Raw genomic sequence first — 25,587 nt, 5'->3', positions numbered from 1 at the left:
TCAGCCGCGCTGTTCGATGCGGGTATGGTTCGCATGCCAGAAGCGGGCGATGTCCTCGCGGCGCATGAAGGCGGCGCCGTCGCTTTGTTGGACATGCTCGATCACCTCGCGTAGACCCGATGCGCGGTTGGGCTGGCCCGTCCAGCGGGCGTGGATGCCGATGGTCAGCATGCGGCCGCCGGTCTCGTCGGCTTCGGAGAGCATATAGTCGATGGCCGAGCGGCAGTCCTCGGCGAAGTCGCGGGGATTGCTATAGCCCGGAGCCACCAGATAGCGGCTGTCGTTGAGCGTCTTGGAGTAGGGGACGACCAGTATCTCCGTGCCCCGGTGATCGAGGAAATAAGGCAGGTCGTCATTGCAGGGATCGGAGTGGTAAAGGAAGCCGCCTTCCTTCACCAGAAGGTCGCGCGTGTTGACGCTGGGCAGCGAGCGGCAGTTCCAGCCGAGCGGCCGCTTGCCGAGCAGCTTCTCGTAAAGCGCGATGGCTTCGTGCAGGTGACGCTCTTCCTCGCCGCGCTCCATCATCGTGTAGTCGATCCAGCGCAGGCCATGGCCCATCAGGTCGTGGCGGCGGCTCTTCATCCACTCGACCAAAGGCGGGTTGCGCTCCAGCGCCACGGCGCAGGCGGAAAAGGTGACCGGAATGTCGTAGCGATCGAAGAGGCGCACCAGGCGCCAGACGCCGGCGCGGCTGCCATATTCAAAATGCGTCTCGGTGCCGAGATCGCGCACCGGCGGGCTGCTGGTCAGATTGTATTCGCCCCAATTGTCGTTGCGGCCATCATCCAGCCAGTTGTATTCCGAACCTTCCTCGTAGTTAAGCACGAGGTTGACAGCGAGCTTCACGCCGCCCGGCCAGGTGACGAAGGGCGGATGCGGGCCATAGCCGACAAAGTCGCGCGGCTGGGCATGCTGGAGATCGATCGGCATCGGTACTCTCCTCAGCTTTCGTTGGCGGCAATCCAGTCCATATAGGCGTGAAAGGCTTCCTTGCCGGGACGCGGCCGCCATGTGGTGTCGCGCAGGATGCGGGCGATGTCATAGGCGCCCCACATACCGCCTTTCAGCGCCACGTCCTGGACGATGTTGGCGTCTTCTCCTGATGCCACCTCGGCCTTCAGCCCCGGCACGCGTTCTTTTGCCCAACCGATGATCTCGCCGATGGTCTGGCTGGAGCCGGAGCCGATATTGTAATGACGGTAATTGAGGCGCGGCGCGTCGATCAGTGCGAGGATCGCTGCGGCAACGTCGGTCGAGGCGACATAGTCGCCGACAGGCTCCAGGCTGTTCGGCCTGATCGTCTCGCCGGCCAGAGCCATATGCGCGACACGGTTGGGGACATGGCGAAAGTTGCGGCTCTCGGTGGCGCGGTCCATCGGCCCGTAGACGGAAGCAAGCCGCACCGAGACCGCCGACAGGTTAAACAGGTCGGCATAGCGGTTGGTGACCATCTCGGAAGCGAATTTCGAGATGCCGTAGAGCGTCAGCGGCGCGACATAGCCGTCTTCCGGCAGCGGCTCGCTACTCCAGTCGGGCCCGTTGTGGCGGTAGACCGAACCGGAACTGACATAGACGAAGCGCTTGAGGCCGGGCCTCGCGCGCGCCCACTCCAGCATGCGCACGGTGCCCATCAGATTGACGTCGACGATGCGTGCCGGATCCTCGGCCTCCGGCTGGCGCTTGGCCTCCGAAGCGCTGCCGCGTGAGATCGGCGTGATCGTCGCGCCGTGGACGATTGCCGTGATGCCTTGCTGGTCGAGCGTCGCGGACCAGGCTTGCGGGTCGAGGATATCGGCGGCGATTATCGTCAGCCGGTCGCGCACCGGCGCGAAATGCTTCTCAGCGGCTGCGTCGAGGCCGGAGCGGTCGAGGATCACGGCGCGGGCCAGAGGGTCGCGATCCAGCCAAGCGCGCGCAACCACGCTCATGACGAAGCCGGTGCCGCCAGTGACGAGCAGGGTCATGGGAACTCCTTTGAAAATACGGGCTCAGCGCGTCGCATAGCCGCCGTCCACGAGCATGTCGGATCCGGTGACGAAGGATGCGTCCGAGGAAAGCAGGAAAGCCGCCGCCGCGGCGATCTCGTCAGGATCGGCGATGCGGCCGAGCAGATGGGAGGGACCAAGGCCGGCATTGGCGGCCTCGAAATCGGCGAACCGGCGCAGCAGGCGGGTCGTGGCCACCGCGCCGGGCGACAGGCTGTTGACGCGAACCTTGTCGGGCGCGTGGTCCACGGCCATCGCCTTGGCAAGGTGGATCAGCCCGGCCTTGGCAGCGCAATAGGCGACGGCCTTGGTCGTGGCGACGCGCCCGAATTGCGAGCCGATGAAGACGATCGAGCCGCCGCCGCTTGCGGCGATCAGCGGCACGGCGAACTTGCTCATCAGAAAGGCGCCGGTCAGGTCGATATCGATCTCGTGCCGCCACGCACCTTCATCGAGATCGACGACGGTGGCGTTGGTGGAGGGGGCCGCGGCATTGTGCACCAGCCCGTCGAGCCGGCCGAATTTTTGCCGGGCGAACGCGACGGCCGCTTCGGCGGACTCGATGTTCGTCACATCGCACTGGCAAGCGGCCGCGGCAGGGCCAAGCGCTTCGGCAAGCTTCGTCGCAGCCTCAAGATCGTAATCCGCGCAGACGACGCTTGCGCCTTCGGCAGCGCAGCGTCGTGCAATCGCCGCACCGATGCCGCTGGCAGCGCCGGCAATGAGAATGACGCTGCCCTTCATGCGGTTCATTGCATCCGTCATCAGACCTGCTCCTCGGCTGCCTGCATCGTCGGCGCGATGACCGGCCGGCGTAAAAGATTGTAGCAGGCAGCTATCGTCACCAGCACGGCGCCGCCGCCGAGCAAGAGGAACATGGCCGGCGCGCCCATGCGGTCCATCAGGCCGGCGGAAATGCCGGGCGTCGCGACATTGCCGATCGAATAGAGCAGGAGCAGCGTGCCGGAAGCGCCGACCATGTGCCGGCTGTGCAATTGCGAGGCGCCGAAGGCCATCGCCACGGGATAGACGGTGAGCGCCGTGCAGCCATAGAGGAAGAACAGCACGAAGAGCAGCGGCACCGAAAAATTGCCGAGCCAGGCGATCGCAGCGCAGAGCGTGACGGACAGGACGCCCTGGACAAGCAATATGATTCGCCGCTCAAACCTGTCCGACAGCCAGCCGACTGGCGTCTGCGCCAGCATGCCGGCGATGCTGATGGTCGTAACCAGCCCGACCGTCGTTGCCGCCGACAGCCCGATCTGCGTGCCGTAGATCGGCGTCAGCACGAAGATGTTCATGTTGGTGATGCCGCCCTGGAAGATCGCCACGACCGTCACCGGCGCCAGCCGAAAGAGCGCCAGCGGGCCGAGGCGCTTGACCGGTCTCGCCGAACTTGCGTGCTCCGGATCGCTGGCCGGCAGCGCCGGCCCGCGACCGCCGATGAATTTGGAGATCAACGCCAGAAGCACCGTCGCCGCCGCGACCGGGAACAGATGCGGCGATTGCGGACCGACCAGGCCGACAAGGAGTTGTCCGAGCAGCACGGCGATCGCCGTCGTCAGCATGTAGAGCGAAAACAACGCGCCGCGATTGTGGTGCTCGGCGTAGAGGTTGATCCAGCTTTCGCAGACCACGAACAACGACGCCATCGCCATGCCGCCGAGCAGGCGGAAGCAGATCCAGCTCGGCAGGAATTCGGTGAAGACAAAGCCTGAAGCGGCCAGCAGCGCCAGCACAAGGATCGCGACGAAGGTGCGCTCGTGGCCGTATTGGGCGACAGCCGGGCGCGTGACCAGGCATCCGACGAGGAAGCCCACGGGATAGGCGGTCAGCACGATCTGCACGACCTGGGGCGAAATGCCGGGCTTGCCGAGATGCAGCGACACGGCGGTGGTCAGCATGGCGCTGCCGATGCAAGCGAGGCAGACGCCGACCATGATCGGCAGCATGGCGCGGGAGCGCTCAGCATTTTGCCAAAGCCTCATCGCGGATTGAGCGATCGACCTCATGAATGCGGCTGCGGCGGCTCCCTGGCGGCACCGTTGACCGACGGCAGCCCGAGCTGAAGCTACACTTTATAGTGGCTGCCACAAACGAAGATTGACGCGGCTATGGCTTAAATTTTTTTGGCCATGCCGGCAAAGGAAAGCGGCGTCTCGGCGCGTCGCGGGCTTTACAGCGGTTTTGCACCCTCCTTACCATAGGCAAAAACCGGATCTGGAACCCAGCGGAAGGGAACATCATGACGATCGAACGCCTCGAAAACGGCCAGCGCTTCTGCCGGGTGCTCCGCTACAACGGCACCGTCTATGTGGCCGGCCTGACCGCGGATGATCTTTCCGGCGACACCACCAGCCAGACCAAGCAGATCCTGGCCAAGATCGATACGCTTCTGGCCAAGGCCGGCAGCGACAAGTCGAAGCTGCTCAGCGTCCAGATCTGGCTCCGCGACATCGCCGATTTCGAGATGATGAACACGGCCTGGGACGCCTGGATCGACAGGAGCGCCATGCCGGTGCGCGCCACGGTGGAAGCGCGGCTTGCCGGCGACCAGTACCGTGTCGAGATCATGGTGACGGCGGCCGTCGGATGAGCCGGCCGGCGAGGGGACGCCAATGCATGAGCTGGTGATCAAAGGCGGGCGCGTGGCGCTCGACGACGGTTGGGCCGAGTGCGACATCGGCATCGACGACGGCCGCATCGCCGCGATCGGCAAAGGCCTGACCGGGGGGAAATCGATCGACGCCGGCGGCAGCTGGGTGATGCCCGGTGGCATCGACGCGCATTGCCATCTCGACCAGCCGGTCTGGGGCGGCGCGGGCAATGCCGACGATTTCTATTCCGGCACGATCTCCGCGGCCTTTGGCGGCACCACCTGCATCGTCCCGTTCGGCATGCCCGGGCAGGACATGACCACCATCGGCGCCATTGACCGCGCGCTGGAGCGCGCGGCGGGGCGTTCCGTGATCGACTATGGGCTGCATGCCGTGGTCACCATCGGCACAGGCGCCGATGTTGAAGCCCAACTCGACCAGCTTGCCCAGCGCGGCATCGCTTCGGTCAAGCTGTTCATGACCTATCAGGGTTTTGCCGTCGACGACGACCTGTTCTTCCGAGTGCTCGATACGGCGAGACGACTAGGCTGGATCGTCATGGTCCATGCCGAAAATGACGCCGCGATCCGCCGCACGCGACAGCGGCTGATCGATCTCGGCCGCACCGATATCCGCTATCATGTCGTCGCCCACAGCGAGACGATGGAGCGCGAGGCGACGCATCGCGCTTTAGCCTTCGCCGAGATGACCGGCGCGCGCATGACCATCGTGCATGTCTCCTCCTGGCAATCGGCGGAGGAAGTGGCGCGGGCAAAGACGCGCGGCGTCGACGCCATTGCCGAGACCTGTCCGCAATATCTCTTTCTTGGGGCGGCTGACCTCGACCGCGACGCAGTCGACGCGGCCCGCTTCGTCTTTTCGCCGCCGCCGCGGTCGCCGCGCAGCCATGAGCATCTGTGGCAGGAGCTGATTAACGGCGGCATCGACCTCTGGTCGTCGGACCATTCGCCATATTATTTCGCCGACAAGATCGGCCGCTCCGAAACACCCGGTTTCACGACGACGCTGAGCGGCATTCCCGGCATCGAGACACGCCTGCCGCTGCTGTTTTCGGAGGGGCTGCTCACAGGCCGCCTGACGCTCGAGCGCTATCTCGACCTCACCTCGCGCAACGCCGCCTCGATCTACGGTTTCGCCGATCGCAAGGGCAGCATCGCCGTCGGGCTCGACGCGGACCTCGCGCTGTGGGATCCGGCTGCGCGCTGGACGCTCGGGCACAAGGCGCTGCATTCGCACGTCGATTTCACGCCCTATGAGGGCAAGGTCGTCACCGGCTGGCCGACTACCGTCCTGGTGCGCGGCGTGCCGGTGGTCGCCGACGGCAAGCTGCAGGCCGAACCGGGGTTCGGGCGCTTCGTGGCGCGCGCCGCAGCCGATCCGGCGCTTTTGGGAAAACCAGTCGAGGATTGGACACCATGGCTCGATGCCTGACCATCGCCGTTTGCCAGACCGGACCGATCCAGCGCAGCGCCACGCGCGCCGAGACGGTCGGGCGGCTGGTGCATCTGCTCGAAAAGGCAGCGGCTTCCGGCGCCGAGATCGCGGTGTTTCCGGAAATGGCGCTGACCACGTTCTTTCCGCGCTCGCGCATCGACGACCAGGCCGAGATCGATGCCTTCTTCGAAGTCTCGATGCCAGGACCCGAGACGCAGCGGCTCTACGATGCCGCCGCGCGGCTGAAGGTCGGGTTCGCGCTGGGTTATTGCGAACTGGCGCATGAAGAGGGTCGCAGGCGCCATTTCAACACGATGGATCTGGTCGGGCCGGAGGGCGCCTTCATCGGCCGCTATCGCAAGATGCATGTGCCGGGCTCGAGCGAGCCGGAAGCGGGCACGACCACGCATCTCGAACGGCGTTACTTCGAACCGGGCAATCTCGGCTTTCCGGTGTTCGACTATCGCGGCGTGCGCGTCGGGCTTGCCATCTGCAACGACCGCCGCTGGCCGGAGACCTATCGCATGCTCTGCCTCAACGGCGCCGAGGTGGCGTTGCTCGGCTACAACACGCCGCTGCTGCTCGACGAGGCGCCGGCGCTGGCGCATCTGAGAATGTTCCACAATCATCTGCCGATGCAGGCCGGCGCCTACCAGAACACGCTTTGGATAGGCGCCGCCGCCAAGGCGGGCCTGGAAGACGGGCAAGCGCTGATCGGCGGATCCTGCATCATCGCGCCGACCGGCGAGATCGCCGCGCAGGCGATGTCGCTCGACGACGAGGTCATTGTCCACCGCGCCGATCTCGATCTGATCGAGACCTGCCGGAAGGTGAATTTCAACTTCGAGCTCTATCGCCGCCCCGACCAGTACAAGCGCATCTCGGAGCCTGTCTGAGACCGCGATGGGCCTGATCGAAACCGGATACAGCCAGGACACCGCGGCGCTCGCAGCCGACCCGCTGTCGCTTAGCGACATCGTGGAGAACGGACTTTGCATCGGTTGCGGCCTTTGTGTCTCGATTGCCGGTGCTGGAGAAATCGAGATGGTGATGACGCCGGAAGGCCGAGAGCGGCCAGTGGCGAAGCAGGCGTTGGATAAGGCGACCTTGGCGAAGATCAACGCCGTCTGCCCAGGAACGAGGATCGCCGGTCCGCCTCCGGCGCAAAGGCGCGAGGCCAGGCTAGCGGATACTGTCTGGGGGCCTGTCGAACGACTTGTGCTCGGCTCCGGTGGAAATCCCACAGTGCGGTTTATCGGCTCCGGCGGCGGGACGCTGACGGCGCTCGGGCAGTTCCTGCTCGACTCGGGACGGGTCAAGTTCGTGCTGCACGCCGCGGCCTCGCGTTCCATGCCGATGCGCACGGAACGAAGGCTAAGCTTCGACAGCGCTTCGGTGCTCGAAGGCGCCGGCTCGCGCTATGGGCCGGCGGCGACGCTAGTGGATTTCAACGACATCCTCGACCGCGGTGAGCCGTTCGCCCTGATTGCCAAGCCCTGCGACATCACCGCGGTGCGAAACCTGGCGCGGCTCGATCTGCGTGTCGACGAATATATGCGCTATGCGCTCGCCTTCGTCTGCGGCGGGGCCTCTGACCTGACCAAGTCGGAACAGGTGCTGGAGCGTTTTGGCCTTCGTGAGGACGAGTTGTCTCTCTTCCGCTACCGGGGCCACGGCAATCCAGGCCTCAATCGCATCGAAACCAAAGACGGCCGCGCCTTCGAGATCAGTTACCGGCGGCTGTGGGAAGACGAGGACAAATGGATGATCCAGCCGCGCTGCAAGATCTGCCCCGACGCGATCGGCCAGGTGGCGGATATCGCGGTATCGGATTCCTGGCTGAATGGCGGACCGGCCGTCGAAGACGAGCCGCTCAACGGCATCATCATACGCACGAAGCGCGGACTGGAACTGTTGGATGCGGCCGTCGAGGCTGGCGTACTGCAGATCAAGCGGGAGAGCAGCATCGCCGAGATCAGCGAATTGCAGTCGCATCAGGTGCGCAAGCGGCGCGCCGTGTGGGCGCGGCTGACGGGCATGGCAATCGCAGGCAAGCCGGTGCCTTTTGTCAGCGACCTCGCTTTGCGGGATTGCGCCGTGCAGAACTCGCCGGCCGACAATCTGGCCGAAGGGCGGGGCGCCCGCGATCGCGCGCGCCGCGGTCGCCTGGGCGAGCCGCCAGCCGTGCCGCGCGGAACAGTTTTGGGGGATCCATGAACGAGCAGACGGACGTCATCATCATCGGCGGGGGCATGGCCGGCGCCGGCGCTGCCTTCGAGATTTCGCGCGACAAAAAGGTCGTGCTGCTCGAGCGCGAGAGCCATTGCGGCTATCACACCACGGGACGCTCGGCGGCGAGCTTCACGGAGAATTACGGCAACGGCGTCATCCGCCGCATCGTGCTCGCCAGCCGGGCGTTTCTCACCGAGCCGCCGACGGGTTTTTGTGATTATCCGCTGCTCAGCAAGCGCGGCATGATCACCGTGGCGCGCACCGACCAACTCGACCTTTTGCGTGAAGATCTGGCGGCCGCGCAGGCGCTCGTTCCCTCGATCGTCGCGATGACGCCGGCGGAGGCGATCGCGCGCGTGCCGGTGCTGCGCCGGGACTACCTCGCCGGCGCCTATATCGAACCGCATTCGATGGACATAGACGTCAACGGCCTGCACCAGGGTTTTTTGCGCGGCGCGCGAGCGCATGGCGCGCGCATCGTCACTAAGGCGGGTGTACGGACCATCGGCCGACAGGGCGGTCTATGGTGGGTCGAGACGGAGGCGGGAACATTCCTTGCGCCGCTGATCGTCAATGCGGCTGGCGCCTGGGGCGACGAGGTCGCTGCGATGGCTGGCGTGCGCCCGGTCGGCCTGCAGCCAAAGCGCCGCACCGCCTTCAACATTCCCGCACCTGCGGGTGTCGACATTAGCGACTGGCCGCTGGTCAACGATGTCGGCGCGGAATTCTATTTCAAGCCGGATGCCGGGCAATTGTTCGTGTCGCCGGCCGACGCCACGCCGTCGACGCCGATGGACGCATTTGCCGAAGACATCGATGTCGCGATCGGCGCCGAGCGTCTCGAACGGGCAACGACAATCGAGGTGCAGCGCGTGTCGCGCTCCTGGGCGGGCTTGCGGACATTTGTCGCCGACGGGTCGCCAGTGGTCGGGCCGGATGACGAATTTCCGGATTTCGTCTGGCTGGTCGGGCAGGGCGGCTACGGCATCAAGACCTCGCCGGCGTTGTCGCGCGTCTGCGCCAGCCTGATCGCCGGCGGCGGCCTGCCGGACAATGTCGCGAGGCAAGGCGTTTCCTCGGACGATCTGACGCCGCACCGGCTGCGCGGCGCCGAGGGCGAAGCTCGACGGGCCGTGCCATGAGCTCACTGACGGCCGGTGGGAAACTGGCGGGACGTATCCTGGACGCACTCGCCGAAGCCACAACGGACGCGCCGGGAATCACGCGCGTTGCTTACGGGCCGGGCGAGCGCTTCGCCCACGATCTCGTGCGCAACGAGGGGGAAGAACTCGGCGCCGTCGCGCGCGTCGATGCGGCCGGCAATCTCTATCTGACGCTCAGCGGCCGTAACCCGGAGCTGCAGGCGATCGTGATCGGCTCGCATCTGGACAGCGTGGCGCATGGCGGCAATTTCGATGGCGCCGCCGGCGTGGTAGCGGGCCTGGCGGTGATGGCCGAACTGGTCGGGCAGGGCATCCGCTTGCCACGCGACCTCATCGTGTTGGCAACGCGGGCGGAGGAGGCCGTCTGGTTTCCGCTGTCATACCCCGGCAGCCAGGCGGCGCTTGGCCTGCTGGATCCGCGGGCGCTCGAAGCCAGGCGGTCCGACAGCGGGCGCACACTGGCCGAGCACATGCGCGAGGAAGGCTTCGATCCCGACGCCGTGCGGCGCGGTGTGCCCGGCATCGATGCAGGCCGGATCGCGGCTTTTGTCGAGGTGCATATCGAGCAGGGGCCACGCTTGACCGCCGCCGAAGCGCCGGTCGGCATCGTCACCGGGATCGCCGGCGGCTTCCGCTATGTCGATGCGAAATGCCTTGGCGCCTACGCCCATTCCGGCGCTGAGCCGCGCTTCGCCCGGCATGACAGCGTGCTTGGCTTTGCCGATCTGGTCGCCGCGCTCGAAACCGAATGGGATGCGCTCGAACGCGAAGGGCGTGAGGCCACCATCACCTTCGGCCGCGTGCAGTCCGATCCGACGCAGCATGGCGGCAGCCGTGTTCTGGGTGAGCTCGGTTTCACACTCGATGTGCGAAGCGCCGAAGCTACCGTCCTGGATCGTATCGAAGCCAAGCTTCAGAACATTTTCGCCGAGATTGCCGGCAAACGCGGCGTCACCTTCGAGCCCGGGCCGCGCTTCACCTGGGATCCGGCGACTATGTCACTTGCGTTGACCGCGGGCCTGGATCGCGCCGCGACCGCATTGCAGATGAGGGCGCCGCATGTGCCGAGCGGAGCAGGGCACGATGCGGCGACCTTCGCCGGCGCGGGCATTCCTACTGCGATGCTCTTCGTGCGCAACGAGAATGGCAGCCACAATCCGCATGAAGCGATGGAGATCGCCGATCTCGATCAGGCGATACGTCTGCTTCTGCGCTTCGTCACCGACTTCGACAATGCCCTGGATCAGCCATGAACCTCGCCAAAACTGCCTTGCTCGTCATCGACCTGCAGAACGAATACCGCCCCGGCGCGGCATGGCCGGTCGTCGGCTACGACTCGGTGCTTGCCAACACAGCAGCATTGATCGAAGCCGCTCGGACGGCGGGCGTAGCCGTCATCCACGCGCAGGCCTGGGTGAAGCCGGAGGAACGCGACGGCTATGCGCGGCAGGAGGAGATCCTGACGGAGGAGTTCCGCTCCGCAGTCGCCGAAAGCGAAGGCGCCGCGATCTGCGCCGAGGTGGCGGCGTTGCCCGGCGACATCGTCATCCACAAGCATTGGCCGAGCGCCTTTCGGCGGACCGATCTTTCGCAAAAGCTCGCCGCGCTCGGTACGGAGAACCTGATCGTCGCCGGCGTGCTGACCGACAGCTGCGTGACCGAAAGCGTGTTCGACGCGGTCTACCAGGGTTTTCGCGTCTGGCTGGTCAAGGAAGCCTGCGGCAGCATGACGGAAGCGATGCATCGCACCGGCATGCTCGACATGGCGAATCGGCTCTATGGCGGCGGCATATTGCGTCTGCCGCAGGCACTGAAAGCGCTCTCCGGCCAGACTTTCGACGGTTGGCGCTGCATGCGGCCGGTTGAGTTCGCCTACACGCTGGAGACGGTCGACCGGATTTACGAGGCGCTGTGATCGGCGCCGCAGTTGCAAGCGCCCCTGACGATCGGCTTCGAGGCCAGAGGCCTGAGGACCGCGCCCGGCAGCGCTCCGGTGGCTCTGCCTTTTCGCCACACCGATACGCCATTCACAAAGACATGCTCAATACCGGCGGCGGGCCGGCGCGGCTCCTCAAAGGTCGCGCTGTCGATGATCGTCTCGGGATCGAAGATGACGAGATCGGCGAAGTTGCCTTCGGCCAGAAGCCCGCGTTGCGCGATGCCGAACTCCCGCGCGGGCAGGCCGGTCATTCGGAACACCGCTTCTTCCAGGCTGAACAGGCCGACATCGCGGGCATAGTGCCCAAGCACACGCGGAAATGTGCCCCACAGGCGCGGATGCGGATGGATGTCGTGCGGCAGGCCGTCCGAGCCGATCATGGTGCGCGGATGGGCGATGATGTTGCGCACGTCGTCCTCATCGAGCTGGAAGTAGACCGCGCCCGCCGGCAGCAGGCGCTCGCCCGCCTGGCGCTCGGTGCAGTTCCATTCGCGGGCAATGTCGGCGATCTCGCGCCTTGCCATCTCCGGATGCGGATCGGACCAGGTGATGAGGATCTTCAGGCCCGTGTCGCAGCGCTCCAGCCGAAGCACCGTCGAGCTCGCTGCATAGGGATAGACATCCATGCCGATGTCCATCGTCTCGCGCGCCCGGTCGATCCTTTCCAGCGAGGGCCGGCTCTTGCCGAAATTGGCGCGGCCGGTGCACTGGTGGTGCGAGATGAAAAGCTTGCCGCCGGCATGGTCGGCGATGTCGATCGCTTCCTCGATCGCCTCATCCATCGCCTCGAAATAATTGCGCGTGTGGGTGACATACGGACCGCCCAGGCCTGCCGCTGTGGCGGCCAGCGCCTTGACCTCCTCGGTCGACGAGTTGACGGCCGGCGGATAGTCGAGCCCGGTACTGAGGCCGAACGCACCCTCGGCCATCGCCTCGGCCACCGCTTCCTGCATTGCCGCCGTTTCCGCTGCGTTTGCGGGACGGTCGGTCACCGGCATGCAGCGCTGGCGCAAGGTGGTGTGGCCGACGAGCAGGGCCGCGTTGGTGGCGATGCCGCGCCGCTTCAGCTCCGCAACATAATCGGCGAAGCGGCCGAAGCGGAAGTTCTCGCGGCCGCCGACCAGCGTGAAGGGCGGCGGCGGTGTCTTGTCGAGCAGCAGAGGCGCCAGGCTGACACCGCAATTGCCGGCGATCACCGTCGTCACGCCCTGGCTGATCTTCGGGTCCATGCCGCGCGGCGAAAGCAGCGCGCCGTCATCATGGGTGTGCACGTCGATGAAGCCGGGCGCGACGACCTTGCCCAGAGCATCGATTTCCTCGATGCCGTGCTCATCGTCCAGCCGGCCGATCGCCGCGATTCTGTCGCCGGTAACGGCGATGTCGGCCTCGAACGGTGCCGAGCCGTCGCCGGCGATCAGCGTCGCGTGGCGGATAACGAGGTCGTAAGGCATCGTAGTGTCCTAAGCTTCCGGATTGGCGGCGATCTCCTCGCGGCGGCGCGCGACATAGGCGTCGAGCTCCTCGCGGATTGCGGGATCCATGACCGGCTCCTCATAGTCGTGCAGCGCCTGCTGCCAGAGCTCTGTCGCCCGCTCCAGCGCATCCTTGCCGCCGGCTTCCTGCCAGGCGCCGTAGTTCTGCCAGTTGGAGAGCATCGGCTGGTAGAAGGCGGTGGTGTAGCGCGACATGGTGTGCTCGGCGCCGAAGAAATGGCCGCCGGCCGGCACCGATTTGATGGCTTCGAAGCCGAGGTCGTCCTCCTGGAAGGGCAACGGCCGCAGGAACTCCATCATGTTCTGCAGGATCTCGACGTCGAGCACGAGCTTTTCGTAGGACGCCGTCAGCCCGCCCTCCAGCCAGCCGGCGGCGTGATAGATCAAATTGGCGCCGCCGAGCACCGCGCCCCATGTCGCCATTTCGGTCTCGTAGGCGGCCTGCAAATCGACCACGTTGGAGGCATTCGCATTTGAGGTGCGGTAGGGCAGGTTGTAGCGCCGCGCCAATTGGCCGGCGATGATGTTGGCCTTGGCGTTTTCCGGCGTGCCGAAGGCCGGCGCGCCCGACTTCATGTCGACATTGGAGGTGAAGGCGCCGTACATCACCGGCGTGCCGGGGTTGACCAACTGGGTCAGCGTCACGCCGAACAGCGCCTCGGCGTTCTGCTGGCAGAGCGCGGCGGCCAGCGTCACCGGCGTCATCGCGCCCATCAGCGTGAAGGGCGTCACCGTCACCGGTTGGCCGTGCTCGGCCATGGCGATCAGGCCTTCCGCCATCGCGTCATCGAACAGGCGCGGCGAGTTGATCGAGATGATCGTGGTGACGCCCGGCGAGGCGCGCATCTCCTCGACCGAGATGCCGCGCGCGATCGCCATCATGTTGACGCCGTCCATCGCCCTGGCGCGGCCGATCGCCGTGCAATGGAAGGAGAGATCGCTCAGTGTCAGATTGGCATGGTAGGTGTCGAGATGGCGGGAATTCGCCGGCAGCTCGATCGGCGCCACCACCTGGTTGCCGATGATGTGGATGGCGTTGAAGTGGTGCGCCAGCCGGATGAAGTTCTGGTAGTCGGGGAGGTTGCCCGGACGGCGGCCGTTGATGCGGTCATGCACATTGGGCGGACCGGCGACCAGGCCGAAAACCAGTGAATTGCCGCCGAAATGGATCTGCTTGTCCGGATTGCGGCTGGTCAGCGTGAAGGAGGAGGGCACGTTGCTCAGAGCTTCCGTCACGATGCTCTCGTCGATGCGGATGGTCCGCTCCTCGCGATCGACGATGGCGCCAGCCTTGGCGAACAGGTCCATAACCTTTTCGCTCATGACGCGGATCCCGAGCTCCGACAGGATGCGCATCGAGGTCTTGTGCAACTGCTCCATGCGCTCCTCGTCAAGGAGCTGCATAGGCGGGTAGGGGTTCTTGACGCTCTGCCACGGCAGCTGCGCGATGCCGCCGCCACCGCGCCCGAGCTTCGATCTGCGGCCACCGCCGCGCCTGTCCTGTGACATAGCATTCCCCTTCGATTCTTGTTCTCGCACGGAAAACCGCTGCACTTTTCCTGGAATTGCTTTCAGTAGCCGCGTTCCGGATTGACCACATTCTCCAGCGGCTCGCCGCGGCGGTAGCGCGCCAGATTGTCGGCGAACATGCGCACCGACTTGATCTCCCAGCCGTCATAAACCGCAGCGCAATGCGGCGTGACGGCAACGTTGTCGTAGCTCCAGAGCGGATGCTCCGCCGGGAGCGGTTCGGTCGCAAAGACGTCGAGCGCCGCGCCCTTGATCCGCCCCGCATCAAGCGCGGCGAGAAGGGCCTTTTCCTCGATGACGCCGCCGCGCGAAATGTCGATGAGAACGACGGACGGCTTCATCGCGGCGAAAGCGGCCTCGCCCAGCAGGCCGCGCGTGGTGGACAGCAGAGGCACGCAGCAGACGATGAAATCTGCACGGCCGGTCAGAGGCAGCAGCGCGTCGGGCCCATGCACCTCGTCGAGCGACGGCATCGGTTTCGGTCGCGCGCGGATGCCCAGGGTGCGCATGCCCATCGCCTGCGCGCGGCGCGCGACGGCCTCACCGGTCTTGCCGAGGCCGACGATGAGGACGGTCTTACCCTCGATCGGCTCGACGCGGCCGCCGCCCCATTGGCGGGCCTGTTGCCGGCGCTCGAAACCGCGCAGGTCGAGCGAGAAGGAGAGCATGGCGCCGAGCGCATATTCGGCCAGCATACCGGCGGCGACGCCGGCCGAGTTCGTCACCGTCACATGATTCGGATCCCAGCGACCGAGATGGTCGGTGCCGGAGCCGCCGATCGACACCCATTTCACCGTCTGGCTCTCGGTAAGTGCCTGGCGCGGATAGTGCGGCGTGCCGTCGAAGCGGATCGAATAGACTACTTCCGCGGCGGTCCGCTCGATCAAAGCGGGAAGGTCGGCATAGGTGTCGCAGGCATGAACATCCAGATCCGGATGTGTCTCGGCAAGCACCGCGAGCGCGCCGGCAGGCTTGTCGGTGTGCAGGATGATTGTTGGGCGCGCCGACATCGCGATCTCAATCGCGGCCGATATGATCGGCGGCGCTGCCGAGGATGGCAAGCAGCGCCCGGCCGTTCTCGAGCGTCGCATTCTCATGCGGCGCGCGCAGGTTCAGCCAGCGCCGGTCGCCGGACTTGACCGCAAGCACCGCCTTCATCGCAGGGATCAACCCGGCATCCTGGATGACCTTCCGGAACGTCTTGATAGCGCCATCGGCTTCGGCGACGTCCTCGCCCTGCCGGGCCGCGTCATAGAGGCGGCGAATGGCGGCGGCGTTCAAATTGACGGTGGCCGAAATGCAGCCGGCAGCGCCGCTCGCCAGACCCTTGGTGAGCTGCGCCTCTGAACTCGGAAAGACCGAGATATCGGGCGCGGCGGCGATGACGGCGGCTGTATTGTTCCAGTCGCCGGTGCTGTCCTTGTAGGCGACGACCGTGTCCGGGAAGGCTTTGCTCAGCCTCTCCGTCAGCGCTGGACTTACAGGCACGCCCGAGTTCTGCGGGATGTGATAGAGGATCACGCGCATCGAAGGTTTTGCCACCTTCTCGATCAGCTCGCTGTAGTAGCGCGCCTGCCCGTTGTCGCCGACGCCGGTGTAGAAGAAGGAGGGCAGCACCATGACGGCGGCGCAGCCGAGCCCGACGGCATGCGCCGACAGTTCGACCGTCTCAGGCAGCGCGGTGACGCCGGTGCCGGGCATAAGCCGGTCCGGCGCAATGCCGGCCTCGACCAGCCATTCCAGCGCCTGCATGCGCTCGCGCAAGGACACCGACAGCGCTTCGCCCGTCGTGCCGAAGGGCGAGAGGAAATGCGCGCCCTGGTCCAGCACCCATTTGGCGTGGGAGATCCAGAGATAGCGCGCGATGCGGCCATCGTCTTCGAACGGCGTCAGGATCGGGGCGATGGTTCCTTGCGGGCGGGTCATGAATATCCTCTATGCTGGTCTGTGTGGCCGGCCACCGCCGCGACGGCGCGGGCGAAGTAGGCCGAAGCGGTGATGTCGAAGAGTATGTCGAAACCCGCCGGCGAACGGAACGTCACGGCCTCGATATGGCCGACGCGTGTCTGCGCGATATCGTCGGCGCCGAATTTTTGCGGTCTCAGGTCCAGCGCGCAAAGCGCGCTCATCGCTTCGGCAAGGCGGGGACCGGAAAGGCGCATCCATGCCCAGCCTTCCTCGCGCCATGAGGAGTAGCCTTTTGGCGCCGTCGCGGCCTGCCAGGCCGCTTTGACTTCGGCGAGAGTCTCGCCGGCGTCTTCCGCGAGAAGCAGGATGTCCTCGTTGCCGAGGCGCAGAACCCGCATGCCACGGTGGTCGCCGATGCGGTTGACGGCCGGCAGCGTAACGGCCTGCGCGGCAAGCCAGGCGGCACTGCCGCCGCCTTTCAGACCAAAGCGCGGGCGGCCCGTGAGGTCGCTCAGCACGACCGCGTCGGAAATCAGCTTCGTGCTGCCGGCCGCGCCGCCGGGCATGAAGGGGTAGATGCGCATCGCGGTGCTGGCGGCCATCTAGATCTCCTGCCGCGCGTTGGTCGGGTCGAAGAAGGCATGGGCGACGACCGGCACTTCGACCAGTTCACCATTGCGGCACTTCACCGTCACGCGGCTGCCTTCCGCCTGGTCGTCGACATGGACATAGGCGAGCGCGATGTGTGTCCCTAGAGATGGTGAAAATCCCACCGAGGTGATCTGGCCGACAGGCGCGCCGCCGCGCAGCACCAGGCAGCTCTCGCCGGGGATGTTCCGCGCGCCGGCGGGGAATTGCAGCCCGACCAGCTTGCGGCTCTGCCCGAGCCTCGCGCGCATCTCGATGGAGCGCTTGCCGACGAAGAACGGCTTCTTCTTCGAGACCGCCCAGCCGAACCCCAATTCTTCAGGCGTGGTGATCGCATCCGTATCCTGGCCGATGAGGATGTGGCCTTTCTCCAGGCGCAAGATGCGCGACGCCTCCAGTCCATAGGGACGCAGGCCGTGCGGTCTGCCCGCCGCCATCACCGCATCCCAGAGGCTGGGCGCCAGGCTCGAAGCGCAATGCAATTCATAGCTGAGCTCGCCCGTGAAGCCGATGCGCATCACACGGACCGGCACACCGGCGAGGATGCCTTCGCGGCCACTGAGATAGGGGGATGCGTCGCGGCTGAAGTCGATGTCGCTCTCCAGCGTTTCGAGCACCTGGCGCGCCTTGGGTCCGGTGACGTTGAGGCCTGAAAACGCACCGGTGAGGTTGAGCACGTCGACCTTCAGGCGCCACTCGGCATTCCAGAACAGCATGTCGGCATAGACGCGCGCGACGGCACCGGTGGTTGCGGTCACATAGAACTGGTCCTGCGCCATCCTATAGGCGACGCCATCGTCGATCACCGAGCCCATCTCGTTCAGCATCAGGCAATAGCGGACACGACCCACCGGCTGATTGGCATGCGCCATTGTGTAGAGGCGGTCGAGAAATTCGCCGGCATCCGGCCCGCGGATCTCCAGCTTGCCGAGCGTCGAGACATCGAGCAGGCCGACGCCTTCGCGCACCGCGAGGATTTCCTCGCGGATCGCTTCCTCAGCGCTGCTTGCGTCACCATAGTAATAAGGCCGCCACCATGCGCCGACCGGCTTCATCGCGGCGTTCAGCGCGACGTGCCGCGCATGCAGCGCCGTGCGGCGCTCCAGTACCTCGTGGTGGCCGGCGAGCACGCCGAGCGTTTCCGGCCCGACAGGAGGCCGCGCCGTGGTGATGCCGATCTCGCCGACCGTCCTACCGGTTGCCTCGGCGACGATGCGGGCGGTCGCCAAGGCCGAATGGCGTCCCTGGCTCGGGCCCATGCCGACCGTGGTGAAGCGCTTTACCAGCTCGATCTCGCGATAGCCGTCCTTGGTCGCGTTCTGCAGATCCTTGACTTGCAGATCCTCGTCGAAGTCGACGAAGTCACGTCCCTTGGGGTCGGCGACAATCGGCTGCACGTAATGGGACCGGGCGCTCTTCGGCGTGACCGGAGATTCTGTAGCGACAGCTTGGCCGAGTCGCGAAAGCGCGGCTGCCGCCGCGCGCCGGCCGCTGGCGATCGCGTCCTCAAGATCATCCGATCCGGCAACGGCGCCGGCGAGATGGACGGGACCTTTCGGCAACGTGATCGTCATCGTTTGCATGCCGGCATCATAGCCGACCTTGCCGCCGGCCTGGCACGGCAGCTGCCATGCCGGCGCCTGGCCGATCGAAACCGTCAGCAGGTCGCAGGCGATCCAGCTTCCACCGACGCGGACGCGGGCGAGGTGGTGGTTGCCGGCCGTGCCTTCCGCCGCTTCGATGGTCGCGCCTTTGCGGATGGCGACGCCTTTGCCGCGGAGTTCGGCTTCCAGCGGACCTGCCTCGCCGGCGGGTCTCGGATCGATGAGCTCGACGACCGATACGCCGGCATCCAGCAGGTCGAGCGCCGTCCGGTAGCCGTCGTCATTGGCCGCCAGCACCATCGCGCCCTGGCCGGGCCGCACGCCATAGTGGCGGATCAGGCGCTGCGCGGCTCCGCCGAGCATGATCCCAGGCAGGTCGTTGTTGCGGAAGACGGCGGGCTGCTCGATGGCGCCGGTCGCCAGGATCACCTCGCGGGCGCGTGTGCGGTGAAGCCGATTGCCCTCGATCAACGGCAGCCAGTTGTCTTCGTACCAGCCATTGCAGACGGTGCCGGTCAGCACCTTGAGATTGGGCAGCGACTCGAGCCTTGACAACAGACCGGAGAGGATGGCCGGATCGTAGCGGCCATAGCTCAGCGCGCCGCCGATCTCCGGATTCTCGTCGCACAGCGCCACATCGACGCCGGCCTCCGCGGCGGCGATCGCGGCGCTTAATCCCGCCGGGCCGGCGCCGACCACCAGCACGTCGCAATGCAGATGCGTCTTGTCGAAATGCCGGTGCGGCGCCTTGGCGTCAACCACGCCAAGGCCCGCCTTGCGGCGGATCATCGGCTCCCAGAATTTCAGCCAGCTGTCGCGGCGCGGACCGATGAACGTGCGGTAGTAGAACCCGACCGGCAGGAAGCGGCCGAACCTGTCCATGATGGCATCGCGGTCGCGCTCAAGCGAGCCGTTGACGTTCTGCGCGCTGACCCGCAGCCCTTCTCTGATCGGCGTGCGCTCGGCTGCAGCGTTCGGTTCGAATGGCAATTGCACCAGCGCGTTGGCGTCGGTCCCGGTCATCGACAGGATGCCACGCGGTCGATGATATTTGAACGAGCGCGACAACACCCATTGGCCGGAAGCGGCGAGGGCGCTGGCGATGCTGTCGCCTTCATAGCCTTTAAAAGGCTTGCCTTCGAAGGTGAAGCGGATAGGCCGGCTTCGATCGATGCGGCTTCCGAAAGGGGCGAGCAGCCGGTTCATGCGCGGTCCCGCAGCTCGGACGCATCGAAGGTGCAGATGATCTCGTTGCTCACGAGATCGCGTTCGGCCAGGAAAAAATAGTTGCTCGGCACGTGTCGCCACCACTCGACCACGATGCCCTTGCGGTTCTCGGCGCGGAACAGATGGCGCGACCATTCGGTATCGGCGGTTGCGTCCGGATCGGGTCGCGCACGCACCGGGCCGAAGGACTGGAACTCGTCGATGTTGCGCAGGCCGTTCATGGGGCAGGTAAGCAGTTTCATGGATCAGTGGCTCGCCGCCGTTGCGCCCATTTCGTTGAGCAGCCGGAAGGTCTCGAAGCGCTCCAACGCAAAGGGTTTGAGGATATCGGGCACGCGGCCCTCGGCGATGGTCTGCGCCATGCGCTTGCCCGCGACGGGCGTCGCCTTGAAGCCCCAGGTGCCCCAGCCGCAATCGAGCCAGAGATTGGCGAGGGGGCTGGCACCCATGATCGGGCTGTAGTCCGGCGTCATGTCGGTGATGCCGGCCCATTGCCGGAGTAGGCGCACGCCCTGCAGGAAGGGGAAGAGGTGGATGGCGCCCTCGGCGAGGTGCTCCTTCATGTCGAGCGTCGAGCGCGTCGAATAGAGCTGGTAGGGATCGGAGCCGCCGCCGATGACGATTTCGCCGCGCGAGGATTGCACGAGATAGGTGTGCAGCGAAACGGACGAGACCAGCGTGTGCAGCCAGGGTTTCAAGGGCTGGGTCACCATTGCCTGCAGCGGATAGCAGCGGATGGGAAGCTCGACGCCGGCCTTCAGCGCGACGTCATAGTTCATGCCGCCGGTGGCGATCAGCACCTGGCCGCAAGCGACGCGGCCCCTGTTCGTCCTGACGGCCTGGACCCGGTCGCCGACGACCTCGAAGTCTTGCACCTCGGTGCGCTGGTGGATCTCGACGCCACGTCGCGACGCCTGGGCGGCGTAGCCCCAGGCGACGGCGTCATGGCGCGCCGTTCCGCCGTCGGCATGCCAGAGCCCGCCGAGGATTTCGAGCGGGCCGCCATAGTCCATATTCAAAAGCGGACAGAGCTCCTCGACGCCCTTCTGGTCGACGACCTCGGTGCGCGTGCCCATATGCTTGCCCATTTCGGCGCGCATGTGGAAGCTGCGCATCGTCGCCTCGCTATGCGCCAGCGTAAGTTGGCCGCGCTGCGAGAACATGACGTTGATATCGAGCTCATGCGAGAGCCGCTCGAACAGCTCGACGCCTTCCTTGTAGAAAGCGATGCCTTCCGGCGTGATGTAGTTGGAGCGGATGGTGGTGGTGTTGCGCGCCGTGTTGCCGCCGGCGAGATAGGCTTTCTCCAGTACCGCCACGCTGCTTATATCGTGATATTTGGCAAGGTGATGCGCGCAGGACAGTCCATGCCCGCCGCCGCCGATGATGACGACATCATAGGCCGGCTTCAGCTCGGGCGTGGCGGGGATGTCGCCGCTCACCGGATAGTCCCTGCTGAGACCGTATTTCAGGAGCCTGAGGGGCATTGCGCGCTCAGCTCGAAATCTTGGGAGGATCGTAGAGCAGCGCCGACAGATCGGAGAAGCGGCTGTTGCGGTCGTCGAGCGAAAGCACCGCGTCGCGGATCGCAGCGGCGCGGCTAGATCCGAGCACGGGCGCGGCGAACTCCATGTATTTGGCCTCGACGTCCTGCCTGGTCATCGGCGCTTCCGGGCCGCCGCGCGCATGCACGTCGCCGGACGCCAGCACACGTCCGTCCGTCGTCGTGATGACGACGTCGGCCCAGCGGCCGGCCGGGAAGCGGGCGCTGTGGCGCTCGGTTTCGGTCACCGTGATGCGCGTCAGCATGTCCGCGACCGCGGCGTCCACGAGCCCGGAGCCGGAAATATGCTCGAGCCCGATCCGCCCATGGAGGATGAAGGTCGCCACGGCGAAGCGCAGGCTGTATTGCGCCTTCGAGGTCGTGTCCGGCATGCCGTCGAAGAGCGTTGCGGCATAGTGGAAGCTGTTGACCTGGACATGGCCGATGTCGGACGGGGCAAGGTTGTGCGCCAGGCAAAGTCCACGCACGGCATCAATGGCCGCATGTGCCCAACGGCAGATCGGGTAGGGTTTAAGGTATTGATGGAGCGACTGCCAGAAGACGCCGAGGTCCTGCCAATGGGTCGCGACCTCCGGCGCCTCTACCGTGATCGCCGGCGCGCCGGTGAAGCCGCGCTCGGCCAGCACCGCCGCCGAGAGACCGACAAGGGCGCCGAGGCCGGAGCCGTCATGCAGCATGGTTGGCGTGGCGATCTCGCGCATCATCTGGCTGCGCGGGCCATGATACTCGGCAATGCCCAGCGCCTCGCGCAGTTGCGTTTCGTCGAGCCGCCGCTGCCGTGCCGCGATTGCCGCAACGCCCAGGGCGTTCCAGGCGCCGGAGGTATGATAGTCGCTCACCGTCGCATGCAAGGCGATGCCGGCCCGGCCGGCGATTTCGTAGCCGACGACCAGGGACGCCAGCGCCTCCGGCCCGGTGAGGTCGGGCCTCGCCTCCGCGAGTGCTGCAAGCGCCGGCACGACCGCCACGCCGATATGGCCTTTGGTGGGGCTGTAGCCGTCGTGGGCGTCGAGATTGTCGATCTGCGTGGCGACGGCATAGGCCGCGCCGGCAATGCTGGCGCGCCGTCCGTCGAACAGCATGCGGGCGGAATATTGCGGGTCGCCCGAGCCATAGAGCAGGACGGCGGCGTCGCGGGCGATGCGGCCTGCCTCCATCGGTCCTGCCGCAACGGCGATGCCCAGCGTGTCGAGCAGGAGGTAACGGGCCTGTTCGAGCACCGGCTGAGGGAAGACGGAAGCTGGACGCCGCAGCACGAAATCGGCCAGGCGTGTGAACGTATCGGAACTGACGACAGGCCCCTCACGCCGGTATGACGGCACAGCCACGCGCTTATCTCCCCTGTCTTCTCACAACATCATTAAATTGGGTTCATCGCCCAGGCACGCGATTAGTTTGGCGGCTTTGGCCAAAAATATTGATGCCATGTCGCCTGTTTGCGATTAAAGGGCCGATTGCCCATGCGATAGTTATGGCAACTGTGGAACAGGAGACCGGGATGAAGCCGCCACCCCCCTTGAACTATATCCGCTCGTTCGAGAGCTCGGCCAGGCATCTGAGCTTTACCACCGCTGCCAAGGAACTGGGCTACACGCAAGCCGCGGTCAGCACGCATGTGCGCGCGCTCGAACATTATATCGGCCGGCAGCTGTTCATCCGCTATCCGCGCAGCCTGAAGTTGACCGAGATGGGGGAGGCGTTCCTGCCGACTTTGCGCCAGGCGCTCGATCAGATCGACCAGGCGACTGAGGCGATCGTCGCGTCCTCTCGCAACCGGACAGTCGTGGTTTCGTGCCCGATGAGCCTTGCGGAAAACTGGCTGGCGGGCTGCATGGCCGCCTTCCGCAAGAAGCACCCTGAGATCGAGATCGTCCTGCACGGCACGATCTGGGAGGATCTGAACGAGCAGATCGCCGACATCACAATCTCCACGCGGCGTTTCGATGACAGGCCGCCGGCGGCGATCCCGCTCTGGAACGACGAACTGGTGCTGCTCTGCGCCCCTGCCTTGCTCGAGGGCGAGCATGCGCTGAAGACGCCGCAGGACATGCTAAAGGTGGACTGGATCTTCGTGCATGGCCGCCAGGAATACTGGCAGGCGGTGACCGAGGCGCTCGGCGTTGACATGGAGGACCATGACAAGGGCCTGTCGACCAACGCCTCCAACATCGCGCTCGAGCTCGCCGCGATGGGGGCGGGGCTCGTCGCCACGCAGCGCTCGCTGGCGCATGCCTATATGCGCCGCGGGCTTCTTGTCGAGCCGTTTCCGGTGCGGCCGCCAAGTCCCTGGAATTACTATCTCACCGAGAGCCAGCTTTCGAAGGGAAATATCGCCCGAACAGTGAGGGAATGGATTTTGTCCAGGGCCAGGGAAGACGCCGCCCGACCATAGGGCTATCCGCTCCTTCAAAAATTTAGCTAGCCAATGCCATTGTTTTTTTAGGCCTCAAGGGCCGGTTTTCTGCGGTTTGTGAAGGGTCGAGCCCTTCCGCGATTTTTGCATCACCCCTAACATGCTGAGCCGCAAGGGGAATGCAACGGGCGGAAAGCCCTGAACCGGAGAACAACGATGACAATGTTCAAGAGCAACGGTGACCGCGTGCCGGCGGTCATCGAAAGCTACGCAGCTGAAGTCAAAGGCGGGCGGATGGACCGCCGCGAATTCCTAGCCATGGCAAGCGTGATGGGTGCTTCAACGGCGCTTGCCTATGCGATGGCAGGGATGGAGCCGGCCAAGGCCTCGACAGCCGTGCCCGGCAAGAAGGGCGGCATCCTGAAGATGCAGATGATCATCAAGGACATGAAGGATCCGCGCGCCTGGGACTGGTCGGAAATCGCCAATGTCATGCGCCAGTGCAACGATTACATGATCCGCTACACCACCGACTTCACCTTCGAGGGCCATCTGGTCGAGAGCTGGGAGGTGAGCGACGACGCCACCGAATACACGCTGCATCTGCGCAAGGGCGTGAAATGGTCGAATGGCGACGACTTCAACGCCGACGACATCGTCTACAACATCGAGCGCTGGTGCGATAAGGCGGCCGAGGGCAACTCGATGGCCGGGCGCATGGGCTCGCTGATCGACGCCGCCACGAAAAAAGCTACCAAAGGCGCCATCACCAAGCTCGACGACCATACGGTGAAGCTGAAATGCAATCAGTCCGACGTCACCATCATCCCGGGCTTCTCCGACTATCCGGCGGTCATCGTCCATCGCGACTTCGACAAGAACGGCGCCAACATGCTGAAGACGCCCGGCACCGGCCCGTATGAGTTGATCTCCTATAAGGTCGGCGAGTCCGCCTCGGTGCGGCGGCGCAAGGATTTCACCTGGTTCGGCGGCGAGCCCTATCTCGACGGCGTCGACTGGATCGACTACGGATCGGACGCATCCAACCCCGCCATCGGCAGCGCCTTCGAGGCCGGTGAGATCGACTGCAACTACCAAACGGTCGGCGGCACGGTCGATCTCTATGACAGCATGGGCCTGGTCAAGGAGCAGGTTGTCACCGCCGGCACGATCGTGCTGCGCACCAACGTGACCAACAAGCCCTATGACGACAAGCGCGTGCGCAATGCCATCCAGCTTGCGGTCGATAACGAGACGGTGCTGAAACTCGGCTATAGCGGCTTGGGGCAAGTCGCCGAAAACCACCATGTCTGCCCGATCCATCCGGAATATTACGAACTGCCCAAAGTCCCGCGCGACCTGGCCAAGGCAAAGGCGCTGATGGCCGAGGCCGGCCTGACGGATCACGAGTTCGAGCTGATCTCCTACGACGCCGACTATGTGAAGGATCCGGCCGATGTCGTCGCCGCGCAGATGCGCGACGCCGGATTCAAGGTCAAGCGCACCATCATCCCGGGCTCCTCGTTCTGGAACGACTGGACGAAATATCCGTGGTCGACCACCGACTGGGGCATGCGGCCGCTCGGCGTCCAGGTGCTGGCGATCGCCTATCGCAGCGGTGAGGCGTGGAACGAGTCCGGCTATGCCAATCCGGAGTTCGACAAGAAGCTCAACGAAGCGATGGCCATCGCCGACCCGGCCAAGCGCAAGGAGCTGATGAAGGACGTGGAGTTCATCCTGCAGGACTCCGGCATCCTGGTCCAAGCGTTCTGGCGCTCGCTCTACCGCCACCACGCCACCTATGTGAAGAACCTCGGCATGCACCAGACGTTCGAACTGCAGCTCGACAAGGTCTGGTTGGATAGGGCCTAGACCGGCAGCTCAAACAC

The 25,587-nt window shown here is 65.3% G+C and carries 22 protein-coding genes; 9 read left to right on the top strand and 13 right to left on the bottom strand.

What is annotated here, in order from left to right; genetic code table 11:
- Genes LB525_RS00700 through LB525_RS00685 form a run of 4 tightly spaced genes read right to left on the bottom strand, consistent with a single transcriptional unit; the run spans position 1 to position 3,937 of the window.
- Positions 1–930, bottom strand: a complete 930-nt coding sequence (locus LB525_RS00700) for a polysaccharide deacetylase family protein (protein ID WP_224543016.1) — start codon at positions 928–930, stop codon at positions 1–3.
- 11 nt (positions 931–941) lie between these two features.
- Entirely contained in the window at positions 942–1,964 is a 1,023-nt protein-coding gene (locus tag LB525_RS00695; protein ID WP_224543015.1) for an NAD-dependent epimerase/dehydratase family protein, read from the bottom strand.
- A 24-nt stretch (positions 1,965–1,988) separates the two neighbouring features.
- Positions 1,989–2,750 (bottom strand): SDR family NAD(P)-dependent oxidoreductase, encoded by a 762-nt coding sequence (locus LB525_RS00690; protein ID WP_224543014.1) that lies wholly within the window; start codon positions 2,748–2,750, stop codon positions 1,989–1,991.
- Positions 2,750–3,937: an MFS transporter gene (locus LB525_RS00685; RefSeq protein ID WP_224543013.1), complete on the bottom strand. Its 1,188-nt coding sequence runs from the start codon at positions 3,935–3,937 to the stop codon at positions 2,750–2,752. The genes LB525_RS00690 and LB525_RS00685 overlap by 1 nt, the downstream gene beginning before the upstream one ends.
- Before the next feature lie 293 nt (positions 3,938–4,230).
- Between LB525_RS00685 and LB525_RS00680 the strand changes: the two genes are divergently transcribed.
- The 7 genes from LB525_RS00680 to LB525_RS00650 are packed head-to-tail and all read left to right on the top strand — an operon-like array spanning position 4,231 to position 11,347.
- A complete protein-coding gene (locus tag LB525_RS00680; protein ID WP_095768554.1) occupies positions 4,231–4,581 on the top strand; it encodes a RidA family protein in 351 nt (116 codons plus the stop codon).
- 22 nt (positions 4,582–4,603) lie between these two features.
- Complete coding sequence (hydA, locus tag LB525_RS00675; protein WP_224543012.1) at positions 4,604–6,034, top strand: dihydropyrimidinase; 1,431 nt, start codon at positions 4,604–4,606, stop codon at positions 6,032–6,034.
- Positions 6,019–6,933 carry a nitrilase-related carbon-nitrogen hydrolase gene (locus LB525_RS00670; protein WP_224543011.1) on the top strand — a complete coding sequence of 305 codons (915 nt, stop codon included), beginning with the start codon at positions 6,019–6,021 and terminating at the stop codon, positions 6,931–6,933. Before hydA ends, LB525_RS00670 begins: the two co-directional genes overlap by 16 nt.
- Before the next feature lie 7 nt (positions 6,934–6,940).
- On the top strand, positions 6,941–8,254 hold the full coding sequence (locus tag LB525_RS00665) for a Coenzyme F420 hydrogenase/dehydrogenase, beta subunit C-terminal domain (RefSeq protein WP_224543010.1): 1,314 nt from the start codon (positions 6,941–6,943) through the stop codon (positions 8,252–8,254).
- Complete coding sequence (locus LB525_RS00660; RefSeq protein WP_224543009.1) at positions 8,251–9,411, top strand: NAD(P)/FAD-dependent oxidoreductase; 1,161 nt, start codon at positions 8,251–8,253, stop codon at positions 9,409–9,411. The genes LB525_RS00665 and LB525_RS00660 overlap by 4 nt, the downstream gene beginning before the upstream one ends.
- A complete protein-coding gene (locus LB525_RS00655; protein WP_224543008.1) occupies positions 9,408–10,685 on the top strand; it encodes a Zn-dependent hydrolase in 1,278 nt (425 codons plus the stop codon). The genes LB525_RS00660 and LB525_RS00655 overlap by 4 nt, the downstream gene beginning before the upstream one ends.
- Complete coding sequence (locus LB525_RS00650) at positions 10,682–11,347, top strand: cysteine hydrolase family protein (RefSeq protein WP_224543007.1); 666 nt, start codon at positions 10,682–10,684, stop codon at positions 11,345–11,347. The genes LB525_RS00655 and LB525_RS00650 overlap by 4 nt, the downstream gene beginning before the upstream one ends.
- On the opposite strand, the gene LB525_RS00645 is transcribed toward LB525_RS00650, so the two are convergent.
- The 9 genes from LB525_RS00645 to LB525_RS00605 form a co-directional block, all read right to left on the bottom strand.
- Complete coding sequence (locus tag LB525_RS00645) at positions 11,332–12,822, bottom strand: N-acyl-D-amino-acid deacylase family protein (protein ID WP_224543006.1); 1,491 nt, start codon at positions 12,820–12,822, stop codon at positions 11,332–11,334. The genes LB525_RS00650 and LB525_RS00645 overlap by 16 nt on opposite strands.
- A 9-nt stretch (positions 12,823–12,831) precedes the next feature.
- On the bottom strand, positions 12,832–14,373 hold the full coding sequence (locus LB525_RS00640; protein ID WP_095768562.1) for a trimethylamine methyltransferase family protein: 1,542 nt from the start codon (positions 14,371–14,373) through the stop codon (positions 12,832–12,834).
- 62 nt (positions 14,374–14,435) lie between these two features.
- Positions 14,436–15,404, bottom strand: a complete 969-nt coding sequence (locus LB525_RS00635; RefSeq protein WP_224543005.1) for a D-2-hydroxyacid dehydrogenase — start codon at positions 15,402–15,404, stop codon at positions 14,436–14,438.
- Between the two features lie 7 nt (positions 15,405–15,411).
- Positions 15,412–16,320 carry a dihydrodipicolinate synthase family protein gene (locus LB525_RS00630; protein WP_224543004.1) on the bottom strand — a complete coding sequence of 303 codons (909 nt, stop codon included), beginning with the start codon at positions 16,318–16,320 and terminating at the stop codon, positions 15,412–15,414.
- On the bottom strand, positions 16,317–16,904 hold the full coding sequence (locus LB525_RS00625; RefSeq protein ID WP_224543003.1) for a hypothetical protein: 588 nt from the start codon (positions 16,902–16,904) through the stop codon (positions 16,317–16,319). The genes LB525_RS00630 and LB525_RS00625 overlap by 4 nt, the downstream gene beginning before the upstream one ends.
- The gene (locus LB525_RS00620; protein ID WP_224543002.1) at positions 16,905–19,760 is read right to left on the bottom strand and encodes a 2Fe-2S iron-sulfur cluster-binding protein; all 2,856 of its coding nucleotides are present in this window, start codon (positions 19,758–19,760) and stop codon (positions 16,905–16,907) included.
- Positions 19,757–20,023, bottom strand: a complete 267-nt coding sequence (locus LB525_RS00615) for a sarcosine oxidase subunit delta (RefSeq protein ID WP_224543001.1) — start codon at positions 20,021–20,023, stop codon at positions 19,757–19,759. Before LB525_RS00615 ends, LB525_RS00620 begins: the two co-directional genes overlap by 4 nt.
- Positions 20,024–20,026: 3 nt before the next feature.
- Positions 20,027–21,268 carry an FAD-dependent oxidoreductase gene (locus tag LB525_RS00610; protein ID WP_224543000.1) on the bottom strand — a complete coding sequence of 414 codons (1,242 nt, stop codon included), beginning with the start codon at positions 21,266–21,268 and terminating at the stop codon, positions 20,027–20,029.
- 7 nt (positions 21,269–21,275) lie between these two features.
- On the bottom strand, positions 21,276–22,673 hold the full coding sequence (locus tag LB525_RS00605) for an MmgE/PrpD family protein (protein ID WP_224542999.1): 1,398 nt from the start codon (positions 22,671–22,673) through the stop codon (positions 21,276–21,278).
- A 170-nt stretch (positions 22,674–22,843) separates the two neighbouring features.
- Between LB525_RS00605 and LB525_RS00600 the strand changes: the two genes are divergently transcribed.
- Together LB525_RS00600 and LB525_RS00595 are read left to right on the top strand one after the other, a co-directional pair.
- A complete protein-coding gene (locus LB525_RS00600) occupies positions 22,844–23,737 on the top strand; it encodes a LysR substrate-binding domain-containing protein (protein WP_224542998.1) in 894 nt (297 codons plus the stop codon).
- 177 nt (positions 23,738–23,914) lie between these two features.
- Positions 23,915–25,570, top strand: a complete 1,656-nt coding sequence (locus LB525_RS00595; protein ID WP_224542997.1) for an ABC transporter substrate-binding protein — start codon at positions 23,915–23,917, stop codon at positions 25,568–25,570.
- The last annotated feature ends 17 nt before the right edge of the window (positions 25,571–25,587 follow it).

The organism is Mesorhizobium sp. CA16 (genome assembly GCF_020165175.1).
Classification (GTDB): Bacteria; Pseudomonadota; Alphaproteobacteria; order Rhizobiales; family Rhizobiaceae; genus Mesorhizobium.
Note: the sequence above shows the minus strand (reverse complement) of the source record. Positions and strands in the feature narration are given on the sequence as shown.

Bases quoted from the DNA above. Each gene is read 5' to 3' on its own strand.
- LB525_RS00650 (WP_224543007.1), top strand. From the start codon at position 10,682: ATGAACCTCGCCAAAACTGCCTTGCTCGTCATCGACCTGCAGAACGAA.
- hydA (WP_224543012.1), top strand. From the start codon at position 4,604: ATGCATGAGCTGGTGATCAAAGGCGGGCGCGTGGCGCTCGACGACGGT.
- LB525_RS00695 (WP_224543015.1), bottom strand. From the start codon at position 1,964: ATGACCCTGCTCGTCACTGGCGGCACCGGCTTCGTCATGAGCGTGGTT.
- LB525_RS00645 (WP_224543006.1), bottom strand. From the start codon at position 12,822: ATGCCTTACGACCTCGTTATCCGCCACGCGACGCTGATCGCCGGCGAC.
- LB525_RS00600 (WP_224542998.1), top strand. From the start codon at position 22,844: ATGAAGCCGCCACCCCCCTTGAACTATATCCGCTCGTTCGAGAGCTCG.
- LB525_RS00665 (WP_224543010.1), top strand. From the start codon at position 6,941: ATGGGCCTGATCGAAACCGGATACAGCCAGGACACCGCGGCGCTCGCA.
- LB525_RS00700 (WP_224543016.1), bottom strand. From the start codon at position 930: ATGCCGATCGATCTCCAGCATGCCCAGCCGCGCGACTTTGTCGGCTAT.
- LB525_RS00655 (WP_224543008.1), top strand. From the start codon at position 9,408: ATGAGCTCACTGACGGCCGGTGGGAAACTGGCGGGACGTATCCTGGAC.
- LB525_RS00610 (WP_224543000.1), bottom strand. From the start codon at position 21,268: ATGCCCCTCAGGCTCCTGAAATACGGTCTCAGCAGGGACTATCCGGTG.
- LB525_RS00670 (WP_224543011.1), top strand. From the start codon at position 6,019: ATGGCTCGATGCCTGACCATCGCCGTTTGCCAGACCGGACCGATCCAG.
- LB525_RS00690 (WP_224543014.1), bottom strand. From the start codon at position 2,750: ATGACGGATGCAATGAACCGCATGAAGGGCAGCGTCATTCTCATTGCC.
- LB525_RS00625 (WP_224543003.1), bottom strand. From the start codon at position 16,904: ATGGCCGCCAGCACCGCGATGCGCATCTACCCCTTCATGCCCGGCGGC.
- LB525_RS00620 (WP_224543002.1), bottom strand. From the start codon at position 19,760: ATGAACCGGCTGCTCGCCCCTTTCGGAAGCCGCATCGATCGAAGCCGG.
- LB525_RS00660 (WP_224543009.1), top strand. From the start codon at position 8,251: ATGAACGAGCAGACGGACGTCATCATCATCGGCGGGGGCATGGCCGGC.
- LB525_RS00630 (WP_224543004.1), bottom strand. From the start codon at position 16,320: ATGACCCGCCCGCAAGGAACCATCGCCCCGATCCTGACGCCGTTCGAA.
- LB525_RS00615 (WP_224543001.1), bottom strand. From the start codon at position 20,023: ATGAAACTGCTTACCTGCCCCATGAACGGCCTGCGCAACATCGACGAG.
- LB525_RS00685 (WP_224543013.1), bottom strand. From the start codon at position 3,937: ATGCTGCCGATCATGGTCGGCGTCTGCCTCGCTTGCATCGGCAGCGCC.
- LB525_RS00640 (WP_095768562.1), bottom strand. From the start codon at position 14,373: ATGTCACAGGACAGGCGCGGCGGTGGCCGCAGATCGAAGCTCGGGCGC.
- LB525_RS00595 (WP_224542997.1), top strand. From the start codon at position 23,915: ATGACAATGTTCAAGAGCAACGGTGACCGCGTGCCGGCGGTCATCGAA.
- LB525_RS00680 (WP_095768554.1), top strand. From the start codon at position 4,231: ATGACGATCGAACGCCTCGAAAACGGCCAGCGCTTCTGCCGGGTGCTC.
- LB525_RS00635 (WP_224543005.1), bottom strand. From the start codon at position 15,404: ATGTCGGCGCGCCCAACAATCATCCTGCACACCGACAAGCCTGCCGGC.